The organism is Stenotrophomonas terrae (assembly GCF_001431465.1).
GTDB classification, from domain to species: Bacteria; Pseudomonadota; Gammaproteobacteria; order Xanthomonadales; family Xanthomonadaceae; genus Stenotrophomonas; species Stenotrophomonas terrae.
On record NZ_LDJJ01000013.1, the window covers coordinates 25,704 to 41,379 of the forward strand.

Annotated in this window: 15 protein-coding genes; 6 read left to right on the forward strand and 9 right to left on the reverse strand. The window is 64.4% G+C overall.

Annotation, left to right across the window (positions count from 1 at the left end):
* Nucleotides 1–33 precede the first annotated feature (33 nt).
* From ABB27_RS04725 to ABB27_RS04750, 6 genes are all read right to left on the reverse strand, one after another.
* Nucleotides 34–798, reverse strand: a complete 765-nt coding sequence (locus tag ABB27_RS04725) for a hypothetical protein (protein ID WP_425477487.1) — start codon at nucleotides 796–798, stop codon at nucleotides 34–36.
* 12 nt (nucleotides 799–810) lie between these two features.
* Entirely contained in the window at nucleotides 811–1,509 is a 699-nt protein-coding gene (locus tag ABB27_RS04730) for a C39 family peptidase (protein WP_057627080.1), read from the reverse strand.
* 144 nt (nucleotides 1,510–1,653) lie between these two features.
* A complete protein-coding gene (locus ABB27_RS04735) occupies nucleotides 1,654–3,132 on the reverse strand; it encodes a hypothetical protein (RefSeq protein ID WP_057627081.1) in 1,479 nt (492 codons plus the stop codon).
* A 47-nt stretch (nucleotides 3,133–3,179) separates the two neighbouring features.
* Complete coding sequence (locus ABB27_RS04740) at nucleotides 3,180–3,815, reverse strand: hypothetical protein (RefSeq protein WP_244479139.1); 636 nt, start codon at nucleotides 3,813–3,815, stop codon at nucleotides 3,180–3,182.
* Nucleotides 3,812–4,345 (reverse strand): hypothetical protein, encoded by a 534-nt coding sequence (locus ABB27_RS04745; RefSeq protein ID WP_057627139.1) that lies wholly within the window; start codon nucleotides 4,343–4,345, stop codon nucleotides 3,812–3,814. Before ABB27_RS04745 ends, ABB27_RS04740 begins: the two co-directional genes overlap by 4 nt.
* 553 nt (nucleotides 4,346–4,898) lie before the next feature.
* Entirely contained in the window at nucleotides 4,899–6,230 is a 1,332-nt protein-coding gene (locus tag ABB27_RS04750; RefSeq protein WP_057627140.1) for a dicarboxylate/amino acid:cation symporter, read from the reverse strand.
* Between the two features lie 151 nt (nucleotides 6,231–6,381).
* Between ABB27_RS04750 and ABB27_RS04755 the strand changes: the two genes are divergently transcribed.
* The 5 genes from ABB27_RS04755 to ABB27_RS04775 all read left to right on the forward strand — a co-directional run bounded on the left by ABB27_RS04755 (nucleotide 6,382) and on the right by ABB27_RS04775 (nucleotide 11,253).
* The gene (locus ABB27_RS04755; RefSeq protein ID WP_057627082.1) at nucleotides 6,382–8,082 is read left to right on the forward strand and encodes an alkaline phosphatase; all 1,701 of its coding nucleotides are present in this window, start codon (nucleotides 6,382–6,384) and stop codon (nucleotides 8,080–8,082) included.
* 95 nt (nucleotides 8,083–8,177) lie between these two features.
* Nucleotides 8,178–8,606: a WG repeat-containing protein gene (locus ABB27_RS04760; RefSeq protein ID WP_057627083.1), complete on the forward strand. Its 429-nt coding sequence runs from the start codon at nucleotides 8,178–8,180 to the stop codon at nucleotides 8,604–8,606.
* 188 nt (nucleotides 8,607–8,794) lie between these two features.
* The gene (gene tilS / locus ABB27_RS04765) at nucleotides 8,795–10,093 is read left to right on the forward strand and encodes a tRNA lysidine(34) synthetase TilS (RefSeq protein WP_057627084.1); all 1,299 of its coding nucleotides are present in this window, start codon (nucleotides 8,795–8,797) and stop codon (nucleotides 10,091–10,093) included.
* 31 nt (nucleotides 10,094–10,124) lie between these two features.
* Nucleotides 10,125–10,385 carry an exodeoxyribonuclease VII small subunit gene (locus ABB27_RS04770; protein ID WP_057627085.1) on the forward strand — a complete coding sequence of 87 codons (261 nt, stop codon included), beginning with the start codon at nucleotides 10,125–10,127 and terminating at the stop codon, nucleotides 10,383–10,385.
* Nucleotides 10,375–11,253: a polyprenyl synthetase family protein gene (locus tag ABB27_RS04775; RefSeq protein ID WP_057627086.1), complete on the forward strand. Its 879-nt coding sequence runs from the start codon at nucleotides 10,375–10,377 to the stop codon at nucleotides 11,251–11,253. Before ABB27_RS04770 ends, ABB27_RS04775 begins: the two co-directional genes overlap by 11 nt.
* 180 nt (nucleotides 11,254–11,433) lie before the next feature.
* Here the strand turns inward: ABB27_RS04775 and ABB27_RS04780 are convergent, their stop codons facing one another.
* Entirely contained in the window at nucleotides 11,434–11,805 is a 372-nt protein-coding gene (locus ABB27_RS04780; RefSeq protein WP_057627087.1) for a DUF4870 domain-containing protein, read from the reverse strand.
* A 104-nt stretch (nucleotides 11,806–11,909) separates the two neighbouring features.
* Nucleotides 11,910–13,277 carry a metalloprotease PmbA gene (gene pmbA / locus ABB27_RS04785; protein WP_057627088.1) on the reverse strand — a complete coding sequence of 456 codons (1,368 nt, stop codon included), beginning with the start codon at nucleotides 13,275–13,277 and terminating at the stop codon, nucleotides 11,910–11,912.
* A 135-nt stretch (nucleotides 13,278–13,412) separates the two neighbouring features.
* On the opposite strand from pmbA, the gene yjgA reads away from it, so the two are divergent.
* A complete protein-coding gene (gene yjgA / locus ABB27_RS04790) occupies nucleotides 13,413–14,006 on the forward strand; it encodes a ribosome biogenesis factor YjgA (protein ID WP_057627089.1) in 594 nt (197 codons plus the stop codon).
* A 209-nt stretch (nucleotides 14,007–14,215) separates the two neighbouring features.
* On the opposite strand, the gene tldD is transcribed toward yjgA, so the two are convergent.
* Nucleotides 14,216–15,661 (reverse strand): metalloprotease TldD, encoded by a 1,446-nt coding sequence (gene tldD / locus ABB27_RS04795; RefSeq protein WP_057627090.1) that lies wholly within the window; start codon nucleotides 15,659–15,661, stop codon nucleotides 14,216–14,218.
* Between the last annotated feature and the right edge of the window lie 15 nt (nucleotides 15,662–15,676).

Here is a 15,676-nt window from a genome sequence, read left to right on the forward strand (position 1 = left end):
TGTACCTGCAAAATCCCGTGCCAGGCACGGGGCTCACTGCCCACCGACCCCGCCAATCCCCCGATTGAGCGTGATGGCCTGTGCCACGTTCTGTGCAAGCGGCAGATTGCCCCCCAGCGACTGCCGCACCAGATCAATCTGCAACCGGTTGTTCACCACCTGCCCATCGCTGGTCAGCTGGATGCTCTGGCCAACGCTGCCGCTGCGCAGCCATTGCTGCACCGCGCCCTGACCTTCGATGTTCAACTGCAGCCGCGCGGCATTGCCGTCGAAGCTGGCCACCGCGCTGGCGTTGCCGGACTGCGCGCTGGCATCGCCTGCAACCGTGCCGCTGCCAGTGGGCACAACACCGTCATTGCGTACGTTCAAATGCATCACGTTGCTGGCGCGGTTGCTGTCACCGGCGACCTGCACGCTCTGGCTGACACCGCTCACATTGTTCAAGCCGCTGCCATCAATGCTGCGCCCTGCCACATCCGGCAGCGGCGCATTGGCGGCGGTGATGTTGACGCTGGGGGTGAAGCTGACCTTGGGCGTGTTGCCCTTGGTGAAATCCATGCCCAGTGTCATCGTGCCCTGCAGGTTCTGGCCGGTGCCGGTCTGCCAGGTCGACACCATGGTTACCCCGAACCACGCCACTGCGTTACCCCCTACGGTGTAACGGCCGCGCATCAGGTTCAATTCCGGGTCGGGTATTTCATGCAGGCCCTTGCCAGGCTTGCCCGGGTTTTCCGCGCCATACACTGGCAGCGCGGCACTCAGCGCCAAAGCCAGCAGGGCGAACTTGGTCATGTTCATCACAACACTCCTTCAGAACAGGTCGGCATGGGTAAAACCAAAATCGACCAGCTCCGCATCGGTAATGGGGCCGCGCCCTTGACGTGCATACAGCGCGCGCGCACTCGGTCTTTCAGCAGGTTGCAGCAGCACGGTATTGCGGTCGAAATCGCTGCCTATCACCACGAACACCGCCCGCGAGGGCCAGGACTGCAGGAACTCGGCCATCGGCACCACGCGATTGCCCAGGATGGGGTCGGCAATCTCGGCCACGCCATCACGCACCTGCTTGAGCACGACGAAGTGGCGGAAGCCACGCACATCCATCAACACCAGGCCAGGGACCCGCAGGTTCGCCAAGCGGTCTTCATCAATCCGGTAACCGCGCCCGCGCATGCCCAGCGATTCCACGTAACGCTTGATGTCCAGCAATGAGAATCCGCGTTGTTTCACCAACTCCGGATCGGCCACCCCCATCATTCCCTCGATCACCGTCGCCTCATCGGTATTCAAGTGGTAGGCATGCTTGAGGATCGTGGCCAAGGCCGCGGCGCCGCAGCTGTAATCGGTCTGCTGCCGCACCAGGTTGCGGAAACGCCGTTCTTTCATGCTCTCGATCTTGCCGCTGTACAGGGCCCCATTGGGCAGCACGCCGTTGAATGCCACCTCGCCCGCATGCAGCAGGCCAGGAGACAGCGACAACGCACAGGTCAGCAGCAAGCAACGGAACATGAACACGGCGCCTCCAGCGAATAGGAAGGTGGGAGCCCCCCCTCCCGGGGGAAAGGAATGGGGGCTCCCGGAACCCGGTCATTGGCGGATGGCCGGGCTTGTTGCGCGAAGCCGGTGCGTCATCCAAAAGGATGGCGCTTCCGGTTACTCACCACCCGGGTTGCCCGGCGGAGTGCCACCGCCGGTCGAGGGCTGTGCAACTGCCAGCGCAAGGCTGTTGGCCTGCAGGTTGCCGGTACCGGAGGACACGTTCACACCGATGTTGCCGGAGGCGTTGGAGAACGCCGAGCCCGACAGACTAGCGGTATTGGTCGCATTGACCGCCACCCAGTTGACGGTGCTCACCTGCCCACTGAGGCTGGCCGTCAGATCAGCAGTTCCCATCTCGCTGAACTTGCTGGTGCCCTTCTCATCGGTATCCCATGCCATGCCACCCACGCCCGGCCTGTTCGGGTTGGCCACGGCACCCTGGGTCTCGTTGTCCCAATCCGAGTGACCAGTCTGGTCGCCCGACGGATGCGTATCGCCCGACCAGTTATCCACGTAGAAGTTGGACTTCTGATAGGAATTGCCGGTGCCGGTGTACTCGCCGGTGCCGCTGCCCTTGGTGGTGCCCGTCACCTTGCCGCTCAGGTTTACATTGACGGTGCTGACCATGCGGTCGTAGTAGCCGTTGTTCTCGACGCGGTTGCCGCTCGAGGTCTGGTTCGAGCTGATGGTCGAGGTGGCATAGGCGCTGGTGGCAACCGAAGCGGCCAGAGCGTTCTTCTGCTCGTTGTTGTTACCCGAGGTCACGTTGACGCCGATGTTGCCGGCCGCACCGGAGAACGCGTTGCCGCTGATGCCAGCATCATTGGTCACGCCATGGTTCCAGGTCATGTTGTTGGTGCCGGCCTGATTCACGAACACTTCGGCGTCAGCCATGCCAAAGCTGAAGGACGCATCGGCAGCGGACAGCGCAGCAGCATTGTCCTGCGCGTTGTTGTCACCGGCAGCCACGTTGAAGCCAAGGTTGCCCGAGGCATCGGAGCCAACGTCATCGCCGATCGAAGCGGTGTTTTCCAGCAACCCATTGCGGGCGTGGTTACCGGAGATCGCCTGGCGGTTGTCAATGATGGCAATCGCGGCCGAATCCAGATCGATGTCGCCGGTAATGGTCGGGTCACCGGAGAAGTTCACGTCCGAGCTCAGACGGATGTCCTTCTCGATGTTCACATCAACGCCGTGGTTGTTCTTTTCCTTGCGTTCGTCGGCGGAGATGTTCGAGGTCTTCTGTACGTTCTCGGTGACATCGTTGGACCAGGTGTTGCTGGTCTGCGTGTTGCTGGTCGTCTCGGTATTGGTGCGGGTGTCAGTGTTGTTGCGCGTATCGTTGTAGCGCAGTCTGGCAGCGGCATCCAACTTCAGATCGATGTCGGTATCGATCGCGGTGTTTACATCGGTATTTACGTTGGTATTGGTATTGGTGTTCGTATTTGTGTTGGTGTTGGTGCGCGTCTCACTCACATTGTGCAGGTGATTGATGGTCGCGCTCGCGTTCTGATCGTCCGCCGCACTGGCCGCCGCACTCATGGTGAATGCGGTAACCGCCATGGCGAGTACATTCCATTTGATCGCTTTCATGGTGCCCTCTTCAGGTTTTCTGATGCATCGGGTGGATGGAGCTGTGCTCACGGGGTGGCCTGCACGGAGATGCTGAATCTGTTCTCCGTTGCATTGCCTGATCCCGCGATCTGATTGAGTTGCAATACGCCGTCAAATCCACGTAGTGCGGATTCCTCCACGCCTACCCGTCGGGTAGCGCGCGGGTCGGTGACGATGGACTGCCCCCCCGCCGACGCGAGCACCTCGGATGAAGTCATTGCTTCATCACTTGCCTCGCGTATGCCCTGTGCAGCCAGCGTCGCATTGACGGAGTTCAGCTCCGCATTGCCGCCGCCACTGGCCTGATTGATTGAAGCGATGCCGCTGGCTCCGGCCAGCGCATTGCCACCGATCACGGCCGAAGCCTGCATCGGTGTGTTGTAGAGATTGGCTTGCCGCTGCTGCAGGCTGCGTACGCTTGACGCTGCCTGGCTGCCATTGGCCATGCTGTGCAGGTTGGCCTGCAGGTTGAGCTCACCGGCGGCCTGGTTGACCTTGATCGAGCCATCCGCGCCAGCCAGCGCATTGCCGTCGATGCGGCTGTCCGCAGACAGGTAGGACAACATGCCGATGTAGCTGTCGGTGCGCGATTGCGCCTGCGCCGCGCCGACCAGCAGCAGTGCCAGCACTGCGCCCGACAGACGGAGGAAGGCGGTGTTCACTTGCCACCCGGCCCAGCTGGCTGGCCCAGCGGGAACTGCGCCAATGCGCCACGCACCTGATCACCGATACCGCGTGTGGCACCGCCTACGGCACCCATCGGGCCGCCGATGGCACGCGACATCTGCCCACCGGACAGCATTCCGTCTCCGCCGGTTACCCGTCCCAGCGTGCCACCGACCATACCGTTGGTTACCCGCTCCACCGTGGTCTGGCCATGCCCGCTTGCCAGGCTGCTGGACATACCTGAGCCCATCGACGCGTAGTCGTCATCACTGAGTTCGCTCATGCCACCAACACCCAGCGCGGCGCCCACTTCCTTGCGCGGCGATGGATCCGCGATCAGGGCCATGCCCGGCGGTGCCGGCCGATAGGCCGGGCGGGTGGATACGTCACGCAGCAACACGATCTCCCCCGGCTGGGCCTTGACACCTTGGCGTGCGCCGGAGGCCAAGGCGCTCTCACTGGCGGCAGCGCCGATCAGCAATAGTCCGATCAGGGCGGCATAACGATGTAGGGTCCAGCTGTCCATTGCGTCGTCCACTCGTAACAACGCGAGTGAGGGAGCAGTAACCGTGCCAAGCTTGAATCTCTTTTGAAAACATATGCTTGCATTCCGCAAGCGGCGTTACAGGTGTATCCCTGTCACAGCCCTGCGGATTTCAAATGCGGCGTATGCCCGCCTGCTGAAACACCGCGGACCCAAGCCGGGCGCGGCTTTCACGCAGGTGTATCAGCGCTGTTACAGACAGTTGTTACAGCTGCTACAGCCAAACAGGCATTGGTCTGTGGGAGCGACGCATTGGCGCAAGGCAACGCCTGTAGGAGCGGCGTTAGCCGCGAAGCTGGGGCAGCTTTCAGATGTCATGCATGCAAGGACTGCAGCGCTGCCGGCTTCGCGGCTAACGCCGCTCCTACACTGCCGCTGTAACTCTGCTGGCAGCACCAAGACACCTGCCGCAGGGATAGGAAAAAAAAATCCGATGCCAGAGTCCTGGCACCGGATTTCGCTCAGCTCGAATATTCAACCGGCCAGCATCAACGCGCTGCTGGCCGTTCACGCGGATGCCGCGGCGAACTGCCGCTCACTCCAGATGACGGCCATTGGCACCGCCGCCCATCGCCGGGGTGCCTGCCGCATCGTAGACCTGCTGGTCGAGCAACCCGGTTTCCTTGGCCACGATCACCGGCACCACCATCTGCCCGGTGACATTGGTCATGGTGCGCATCATGTCGAGGATGCGGTCGATCGCGTACAGGTAACCAATCGCCTCCAACGGCAGGTTGGCTGCGCTCAATACCACCGTCGCCATCACCACCGCCGTACCTGGCACGCCGGCGGTACCAAAACTGCCCAGCACCGAGGCGATCAGCACGATCACGTATTGCTCGGGCGTCAACGGCACACCGGTGTATTGCGCAATGAACACCGCACACAGCGCTGGATATATCGCGCCGCAGCCGTCCATCTTGATGCTGGCGCCCAGGGGCACCGCGAACGAGGCGTAATCCTTGTTCACACCCAGGTTGTCACTGATCGAACGCATCGCCACCGGCATCGCGGCGAAGCTCGACGAGGCCACGAAGGCAACCTGCATGCCCGGCGCCGCACCGCGGAAGAACTTCCACGGGTTGAGCCCGTGCACCAGCAACAAGCCGCTGTAGACCACCACGATATGCAGCGCGCAGGCCACATACAGCGCCAGTACGAAATTGCCCAGCGGCAGCAGCTTCTCGAAACCATAGCTGCCCACCAGCCCGGCGATCAGGCCGAAGGTACCCAGCGGCGTCATCTCCAGCACGAAGCGGGTCACCTGGATCATGATCTCGCTCATCTGGCCGACCAGCTTGCGCGCCTCGTTGACCTTCTCGCCCAGCTTGACCATCGCAAAGCCCAGCAGGCCAGCGAAGAAGATCACCGGCAGGATCGAGCCACGCCCGGCGGCCAACACCTGCTCACCGGCCGCATTGGCCTTGGTGCCGATGCCGGCCAGCGCATAGAACACATTGGACGGCACCACATCCATCAACACCTTGGCGATGGACGGCACGTCACGCGGGGTGTACGTGGAATCCACCGCCAGCTTGAGCCCGCCGGTACCCGGCTGCATCACCGTGCCGACCAGCAGGCCGATGCCCACCGCAAACGCGGCGGTGATGACAAACCACAGGAAGGTGCGGCCACTCAGCGCCGCCACCGACTTCTGTCCATGCAGCGAGCCAATCGCATTGATCACCGCAAAGAACACCAGCGGCACCGCGATCATCTTGATCAGGGTGACGTAGAGCTCGCCCAATGGACCAAAAAAGGTCTCGGCAGCCGGCCCCAGCGCCCAGCCCGCCAGCGCGCCCAGCACAAAGCCGCCCACCACCCGCTGCCAGAAGGGGATCCGCAGCCAGGCAGAAACCACATTCATATCGTCAATCCGCAGAACAAATCGAAGGTTGCCACGATAGCGCAAGGCCTGAGCCAGCACGATGCCCACAAAGAAAAGCTGCGTGTCATATGCATGCCTTCCAGGCTTGACCATAATGGCGGTCTGCCTTCATCCAGCGGTAACAACCCCGATGCACAAAGCCAGTTTCCTGTCCGCCGCCCTGTCCACCCTGCTGCTTGGCGCATGCGCCAGCACGGCCCCGCAGTCCGGCGCGGCCAGCGCAGTCAGTGTTGACGTCCCCCAGATCACCCGCCCGGACGGGGAAACACCGCAGTGGTGGTACCGCGATGGCGCCGCCCGCGCCGCCGGCAATGGCGCCATGGCCGGCAAGGCCAAGAACGTGATCCTGTTCCTGGGTGACGGCATGAGCCTGACCACCGTGGCGGCCGCACGCATCCTGGAAGGCCAGCGCAAGGGCCAGCCGGGCGAAGAAAACCTGTTGTCCTGGGAGCGCTTCCCGGCTACCGCATTCAGCAAGACCTACAACACCGACTCGCAGACCCCCGATTCGGCCGGCACCATGACCGCCATCACCACCGGCGTGAAGAGCCATATGGGCGCCATCGGCGTCAGCGCCGGCAGCCGCAGCAACTGCGCCGACAGCATGCCCAAAGGCCTGCTGACCTGGCTGCAGTTGGCCGACAGCGCCGGCATGGCCACCGGCATCGTCTCCACCGCACGCCTGACCCACGCCACCCCGGCCGCCACCTACGCGCACTCACCGGAGCGCAACTGGGAGAACGACACCGACCTGCCGGAAGCCGCCAAGGCCGCCGGTTGCGTGGACATCGCCCAGCAGCTGATCTCCACCGCCCGCTACGGACAGGGCCCGCTGGTCGCCCTGGGCGGCGGCCGTGGCCAGTTCACCACCATCAACGAGCAGGACCCGGAATACGCCGACAAGGTCGGCCTGCGCCTGGATGGCCGCAACCTGGTGGCCGAATGGCAGGCCAAGCACCCGCAGGGTGCGTACGTCTGGAATGCTGACCAGCTCAAGGCCGCCGCCAATGCACCGGCGCTGCTGGGCCTGTTCGAGCCGGACCACATGCAGTACGAGCAGGACCGCGCCAAGGACCCGGCCGGTGAGCCGTCGCTGGCCGAACTGACCCGCGCCGCCATCGCCAACCTGTCCAAGCACCAGGAAGGCTTCGTGCTGATGGTCGAGGGCGCGCGCATAGACCACGCCAACCACAGCGGCAACGCCGCCCGTGCATTGGGCGACACCATCGCCATGTCCGATGCGGTCAAGGCAGCGGTTGAGGCCACTTCTGCCGACGACACCCTGATCATCGTCACCGCCGACCACTCGCACACCTTGAACTTTGTCGGCTACCCGGCGCGCGGCAATGCCATCCTCGGCAAGGTCAAGGACAAGGGCGGCGAAGACGGCATGGGCGCGTTGGACCTGGCCCGCGACGGCATGGGCATGCCTTACACCACGCTCAGCTACGCCAACGGCCCGGGCTATACCGGCGCCAGCAACCAGCAGCCGGCTGGCCCGAAGCGCTTCCCGCATTCGCCCAGCAGCTTCGAGGCCGCCAATGGTCGCCCCGACCTGACCCACGTCGACACCGAGCACCCGGACTACATGCAGGAAGCATTGGTGCCGTCCAAGAGCGAATCGCACGGCGGCGAAGACGTCGGCATCTGGGCGCGTGGTCCGGGCAGCAAGGCGGTACGCGGCACGATGGAGCAGAACACCATCTACCACCTGATCGTGCAGTCCACCCCGCGCCTGCGCGAGCGCCTGTGCGCATTGGGCACCTGCGACACCCACGGCGTGCCGGTGGAACTGCCGCAGCCGGCCAATTTCGAACGCACGGCGCAGTGAGCCGGATCCGGCATGCTGCCGTATGGCCAGTGGCAGCATTGCTGTCACTGGTCACGGCGCCAGCGCTCGCGTTGGTCGACCACCCTTGCTACCGGATGGACACCGACACGTTCAAGATTCTGGAGGGCTGCAAGCGGGCCAGCGATGGCACGCTGATCGTCGCCGAAACTGCGCTGGCGCAGCTTGAGTACGATGCTGATGGGCTGGCCGCTGTCATTGCCGGCAAGCATCACTACTACCTGCGTCGCGATGGCCGCCATCTGGCGGTGATCACCTACGACAACGGGCCGGACTATTTCGAGGAAGGCCTGGCCCGGGCCTGGGTCGATGGCCAGATCGGCTACTACGACCGCCAACTGCAGCCGGCTTTCGCTGCCCGCTTCGATTGGGGCTGGCCCTTCAAGGACGGCATTGCCGAAGTCTGCCAAGGCTGCGCCCCCGGCAAACCCGATGCCGACGGCCACACCGCGATCGAAGGCGGCAAGCATTACCGCATCGATCGGCAGGGCAAAATCCTGCCCTGAGCTGGATTTGCAGGCGTTTGGGCCTGTGTGGGAGCGGCGTCAGCCGCGAAGCTGGCGCCGTTGAAACTGCCAACCACCCCGCAACCTGAAAGACCATCTGCTTCGCGGCTGACGCCGCTCCCACAACCTCCATCCCGGTAAATCAACAATTGCAGCCATCGCCGCCGCCGCCGATACTCGGCGCGGCCATGACCGCGCTTTCTCCCACTCTGCTGCAGGACGCAACCGACATCCCGGTGATGGTCGGCTTCAGCGGCGGCCTGGATTCCACCGTACTGCTGCATCTGCTTGCCAACGCGCCCGGACGCAGGCCCGGCAGCCTGCGCGCCGTGCATGTACACCATGGCCTGCAGGCTGTTGCCGATCACTGGCAACACCACTGCAGCGCGCTGTGCGCGCAATGGAACATCCCGCTGCAGGTGGTCCAGGTCGAGGTTCCGCGTGACAGCGGCCACGGCCTGGAAGCCGCCGCCCGCGATGCCCGCCATGCCGCCTTCAAGACCCATCTGCAACAAGGCGAATGGCTGGCACTGGCCCACCATCAGGATGACCAGGCGGAAACCTTCCTGTTGCGCGCATTGCGCGGTGCGGGTGTCGATGGCCTCGGCGCGATGCAGGCGCAGCGCAGCTTTGGCAGCAGCACGCTGTGGAAGCCCCTGCTGCAGGTGCCGCGTTCGGCACTTGAGACCTACGCCAGCCAGCACCGCCTGCACTGGATCGAAGACCCCAGCAACGACAGCGCGGATTTCGACCGCAACTTCTTGCGCCTGCAGGTGCTGCCACTGCTGCGCCAACGCTGGCCACATGCCAGCGCTGCGATGGCGCGCAGCGCCGGGCTGGCAGCGCAGGCAGCGGCGTTGCTGCATGAAAACGATGCAGCCCTGCTGCAGCAGGGTCTGGACCCGAGCGGAGCGCTGCAGGTCGCCGCGCTGAGGCTGCTTGCACCCGCGCAACAATCCCGCCTGCTGCGGCTGTGGGTGAACCAACGCGGACTGCCAGCACTGCCGGCCAACGGCGTACTGGCCATCCAGCAGCAGTTGTTGGCCTCCGGCCACGACCAACAGGCCGAGTTCCGCTGGCAGCAGGCCCGCATCGTGCGCTGGCGTGAGCAACTGCATGCACTGCCTTTGACCAAGGCCTGGCCCAAAGGCTGGACACGTCAGTGGGACGGCAGCGCGCCGGCCGAGCTGCCGGATGGCGGCAAACTTCTGCTGCACGGCGCCAGCGCGTTCGATCAGCCGGTGCAGCTGCGCCAACGCCAGGGCGGCGAGCGCATCCAGCTGACTGGGCGCAGCCACAGCCATCAACTCAAACACCGCCTGCAGCAGTCGGATGTGCCACCGTGGCTGCGCGCGCAACTGCCGCTGCTATGCGATGGCGACACCGTGCTGGCGGCGGCTGACCGGGTCATTTCCGCGCCACTGCAGGCATGGCTGCAGGCCCACGGCGCCGCGCTGGAATGGCAACCGCCAGATCCGGTGAATTGACCCTTTCCTGCTGGCCGCTCACACTTGCGCCATGGCAAAAAAGTCCCCCAATGAAACCTCACCGGTGGCCCACTTCGAGCAGTCGCTCGAAGAACTGGAGCAGCTGGTCGAGAAGATGGAAGCCGGCGACCTGAGTCTGGAACAGTCGCTGACCGCATATGAACGTGGCGTTGGCCTCTACCGCCAGTGCCAGCAGGCGCTGGAACAGGCCCAGCTGCGCGTGCGCCTGCTCACCGACCCGGCCCAGCCGGAAAAATCCGAACCCTTTGAAAGCAGCGGCAATGAAGACTGACGCCCTGCTCACCCGCTGGCTGGAGCGCACCGAAGAACAGCTGCAGGACGCCTTGCCCGACCCCGAGCTTGCCCCGCAGCGCCTGCACCAGGCCATGCGCTATGCGGCGCTGGGCGGCGGCAAGCGCATGCGGCCGATGCTGGTCTATGCAGCCGGCTACCTGTTCGCAGCCGAAGAAGCGCGTCTGGACGCCGCTGCGGTAGCGGTCGAACTGATCCACGCCTACTCGCTGGTACACGACGACCTGCCGGCGATGGACGATGACGACCTGCGCCGCGGCCGCCCGACCACCCATATCGCCTTTGACGAGGCCACCGCGATCCTCGCCGGTGATGCCCTGCAGACCCGCGCCTTTGAAATCCTCGCCGACGCCTGGATGCCACCGGCATTGGCGCTGAACTGCATAAAGACATTGGCAGGCGCTTCCGGCGCCGCCGGCATGTGCGGCGGGCAGGCACTGGATATCGACGCCACCGGTCAGCAGCAGGCACTGGCTGATCTCAAGCACATGCATGCGCTGAAGACCGGTGCGCTGATCCGCGCGGCCGTGCGCATGGGCGCGTTGTGCGGCGAAGCCAGCGACGCCCAGCTTGCACAGCTGGACAGTTTTGCCGATACCTTGGGCCTGGCCTTCCAGGTCCGCGACGACATCCTCGATGTCGAGGCCAGCTCGGAGCAGTTGGGCAAGACCGCCGGCAAGGACCAGGCCCAGGACAAGTCGACCTTCCCCTCATTGCTGGGCATGGACGGCGCCAAGGCCACCTTGTCCGAGCTGGCAACCGCGATGCAGGCAGCGTTGATTCCGTTTGGCCAGCGTGCGGCAGCCTTGGCGGCATTGGCCGAACTGACGGTACGCCGCTCGCATTGATTGCAGTGTGTGGGAGCGGCGTGAGCCACAAAGCTGGCAATGCCTGCATGGCCGCGAACGGCCAACCCCTCCCCAGCCCTCCCCTTGCCTTCGGCAAAGGGAGGGGGCTAAACCACCGCACTGCGCGCAAACAAAAAGCCCGGCTTGCGCCGGGCTTTCGTCAAACAACCACCACGCCGATTACTTGATCAGGCGGATCGTCATCGGATAGCGATAGGTCTCGCCCTTGTTGGCCGCCAGGCCCGCAAGAATCGCGAATACCAAGCCACCGATCCATGCCACGGCATAGGTCAGGAAGCCAATCAGCACGACCATCAGGATGCCGCTGATGAAGTAGGCGCCCAGCAGGGTCAGCTGGAAGTTCAGCGCTTCCTTCGAGTTGGCATTCAAGAAGGCCTTTTCCGGCTTGTCCTTGTTCACCAGCCACACGATCAGCGGCACGATGAAGCTGAAGAAGATGCCCGACAGGTGCACCAGCATCGCGATGCTGTTGTCGTCGGAAGCACCGGCGCTGGTCGGCGGCGGCGGCGGAGTATTCTGGTAATCGCTCATTGTTTCCCCAAGATCCTTGTAAAGGGTTTATCAATACTGGCTGACAGCTATAGGGAGCGCTCTAGCTCCCACATAAGAATAGTCCGCTGTTTACCAAGACTGCGTCAATCATTACCTGCCACGGTCATTTTGCCGACCAGGATCGAGCCAACCGCGACATGCGAGCGCTTATCCACGTCGGTGCCCACCGCTTCAATACCGGCAAACATCTGCTTGAGGTTGCCGGCGATGGTGATGCCGTCTACCGGGTAGACGATCTGCCCGTTCTCCACCCAGAAGCCGCCGGCGCCGCGCGAGTAGTCGCCGGTGATGCCATTCACGCCCTGCCCCATCAGTTCGGTCACCAGCAGACCGGTCCCCATACCTGACAGCATGGACGCGCGATCGCCTGCATTGGCCTTCACTTTCAGGTTGTGTACGCCGCCGGCATTGGCGGTGGTCTGCAGGCCCAGCTTGCGCGCCGAGTAGCTGCCCAGGATGTAGCGCTGCAATACGCCGTCGGTGATCAAGGCCGAATTGCGGGTAGCCACGCCTTCGCCGTCGTAGGAACTGGAACGCAGGCCGCGACGCAGCAGCGGCAGCTCCTCGATGCCAAACCACTGCGGAAACAGCTGGGTGTCCACGCTGTTGAGCAGGAAGCTGGCACGCCGGTACAGCGCACCGCCGGAGACGGCGCTGAGCAGGTGGCCGATCAGCGAACGCGCCATTTCCGCGGCGAACAGCACCTGCACCTCGCCGGTCGGCAGCGAGCGCGGCTGCAGCCGTGCCACGGTGCGTTCGGCCGCGCGCAAGCCCACCGCTGCCGGGTCATCCAGGTCTTCGCGGGCGATGGCACTGGTATACCAGCCATCACGCTGCATGCCGTCACCCTGCCCTGCGATCAGCGCGCAGCCAATGGAATGGTGGCTGCTGCGGTCACGGCCGATGAAGCCATGCGAGTTGGCGTAGACCGATACGCTCTGCGCGGTGGAGGCCGAGGCGCCATCGGAATTGCTGATGCGGCTGTCGCTCTGGCGGCCGGCCGACTCACAGGCCAGGGCCAGGTCCAGCGCCTGCTCGGCACTGAGCTCCCAAGGGTGCCAACTGTCCAGGTCCGGGAACTCGGTGGCCATCAGCGCCGGGTCGGCAAGACCAGCGGCCGGGTCGTCCTCGGTATGCCGGGCGATCGCGCAGGCCTGCGCCACGGTGGCCTCCAGGCTGGACTCCTGCAGGTCGGCGGTGCTGGCACTGCCCTTGCGCTGGCCGAAATACACGGTCACCGCGATACCGCGGTCGTGGGTGGCCTCGACCGTCTCGACCTCGCCCAGGCGCACGTTCACATCCAGCCCGCGGTCCTCGCTGCAGCTGACCTCGGCCTGGCTGGCGCCCATCGCGCGGGCCCGCTCCAGCAGCCGCTGGGAGATGCCGGTCAAGCGCTCCAGGCGCTGCTGGCTGTCGTCGACGGCAGGGTTTTGGGTGCTAATGACGTTCAATGCTTTATCCTTGGTGGCCGAATCCCTTCACATCTGCCCGGTCTTGCCTGACTGGCGGCGGTGTGACGGGGATCCCTCGTGAAGCCCGGCGAGCGCCCGGCTTTCCTGTCATGAAGTTTAGTAGGTAGCAGTGCGATGCGCGGACGCGATCAAGAAACCGGTGAATTTTTGGGCGAAAGCCGTAGCCAGAACCGGCGCGAAGCGCTGGAAGTGCTGGCGCTGGGCGAAACCCTGGTGGAGCTGACCCCGGCCCAGCTGGCACGCCTGCCTATTCCGGAAGGCATGCTGGAACACATCGAGTACACCAAGCGCATCACCTCGCACGGTGCCCGCAAGCGCCAGCTGGCATTCCTTGCCAAGCAGATGCGCCGCGAGGAAGACGAAACCCTGGACGCGATCCGCAACGCCTTGGACGCCAACAGCGAGACCTCGCGCCGCGAAGTGGCCATCATGAACCGCATGGAGCGCTGGCGTGAGCGTTTGCTGGCCGAGGGCGACGTTGCCCTGGGCGAGCTGCTGGACGAACACCCGGAAGCCGATCGCCAGGGGCTGCGTACGCTGGTCCGCAATGCGCTGGCCGAGAAAGCCAAGAACAAGCCGCCGCGCGCCTACCGCGAGATCTACCAGGTACTGCGCGAGCTGATGCTGGTGCCGGTACTGAGTGCAGCCGCGGAAGTTGGCGGTGATGACGATGCTGATGATGTGGATGGCGACGACGCGCAGGATTGAGCTGGGTTGAGGGGACCGTCGGTTTGGTTCTGTAGCGAAAAGCTGCCCTCATCCGCCCCTTCGGGGCACCTTCTCCCGTAAACGGGAGAAGGGAATGCTGGCATTTAGGGTGCTGCGGAGTCAGCTCGGACTGCAGCTTTGCAATCCCTTCTCCCGCGAGCGGGAGAAGGTGCCCGGAGGGCGGATGAGGGGAAGCGCTTAAAGCGACCTCAAGCCTGCGTACCACCCACCGTCAGCCCATCAATCAGCAATGACGGCTGGCCGACACCGACCGGCACGCTCTGCCCGTCCTTGCCGCAGATGCCCACGCCTTCATCCAAGGCCAGATCGTTGCCGATCATGCGCACCTTCTGCATGGTCTCCGGACCGTTGCCGATCAGGGTCGCGCCCTTCACCGGCGCGGTGATCTTGCCGTCTTCGATCAGGTAGGCCTCGGTCGCCGAGAACACATACTTGCCGCTGGTGATGTCGACCTGGCCGCCACCGAAATTGACCGCGTACAGTCCCTTCTTCACCGAACGGATCATCTCCTGCGGATCATGGTTGCCGGCGCGCATATAGGTATTGGTCATGCGCGGCATGGTCATGTGCGCGAAGGATTCGCGGCGGCCATTGCCGGTCGGCGCGACGCCCATCAAACGCGCGTTGAGCGTGTCCTGCATGTAGCCGACCAGGATGCCGTCCTCGATCAGGGTGGTGCACTGGGTCGGGGTGCCTTCGTCATCGATGTTCAAGGAACCGCGACGCCCGTCCAGGGTGCCGTCATCGACGATGGTCACGCCCGGTGAGGCCACCCGCTCGCCGATCCGGCCGGCATAGACACTGGTGCCCTTGCGGTTGAAGTCACCTTCCAGACCGTGGCCGACCGCTTCGTGCAGCAGCACGCCGGGCCAGCCTGGGCCGAGCACCACCGGCATCACCCCGGCCGGCGCCGGAATGGCTTCCAGGTTCACCAGCGCCTGGCGCAGTGCCTCGCGGGCAAAGGCTTCCGGGCGGTCGCCGGCAAACAGTTCTTCATAGCTGTAGCGGCCACCGCCACCGGCATAACCGGACTCGCGACGACCGTTCTGTTCGACGATGACCTGCACATTGAGGCGAACCAGCGGACGTACGTCCGCCGCCAGCACGCCGTCGCTGCGCGCGATCAGCACCGTGTCGACACCGCCGGACAGGCTCACCATCACCTGCTGCACACGCGTGTCCGCCGCGCGCAGGTAACGGTCCAGTCGCTTGAGCACTTCCACCTTGGTCTCGTTGCCGATGCTGTCCACCGGGTCCAGCGCCGGGTACAGCGCGCGCGAGCTGCCGCGCACCAGCGAGCGCACGTTCTGCTCGCCGCCCTCGCGGGAGATCGCCCGCGCCGACTGCGCCGCCGCCAGCAGCGCCGCCGGCTGGATGTCATCCGAATACGCAAAACCGGTCTTTTCACCGGCGATCGCGCGTACCCCCACGCCTTGTTCGATCGAATGGGCACCGTCCTTGACGATGCCGTCCTCCACGCTCCAGCTCTCCCGGCGCGAATGCTGGAAGTACAGGTCGCCAAAATCGATACCCGGCCCCAGCAAGGTGCCAAAGGTGCGTTCCAGGCGATTGGCATCCAGCCCTGAAGGCAGCAGCAGGCGGGTTTCGGCGAGCGTGAGAGCGTTTTCGGTCATGTCATTCCAGATGGG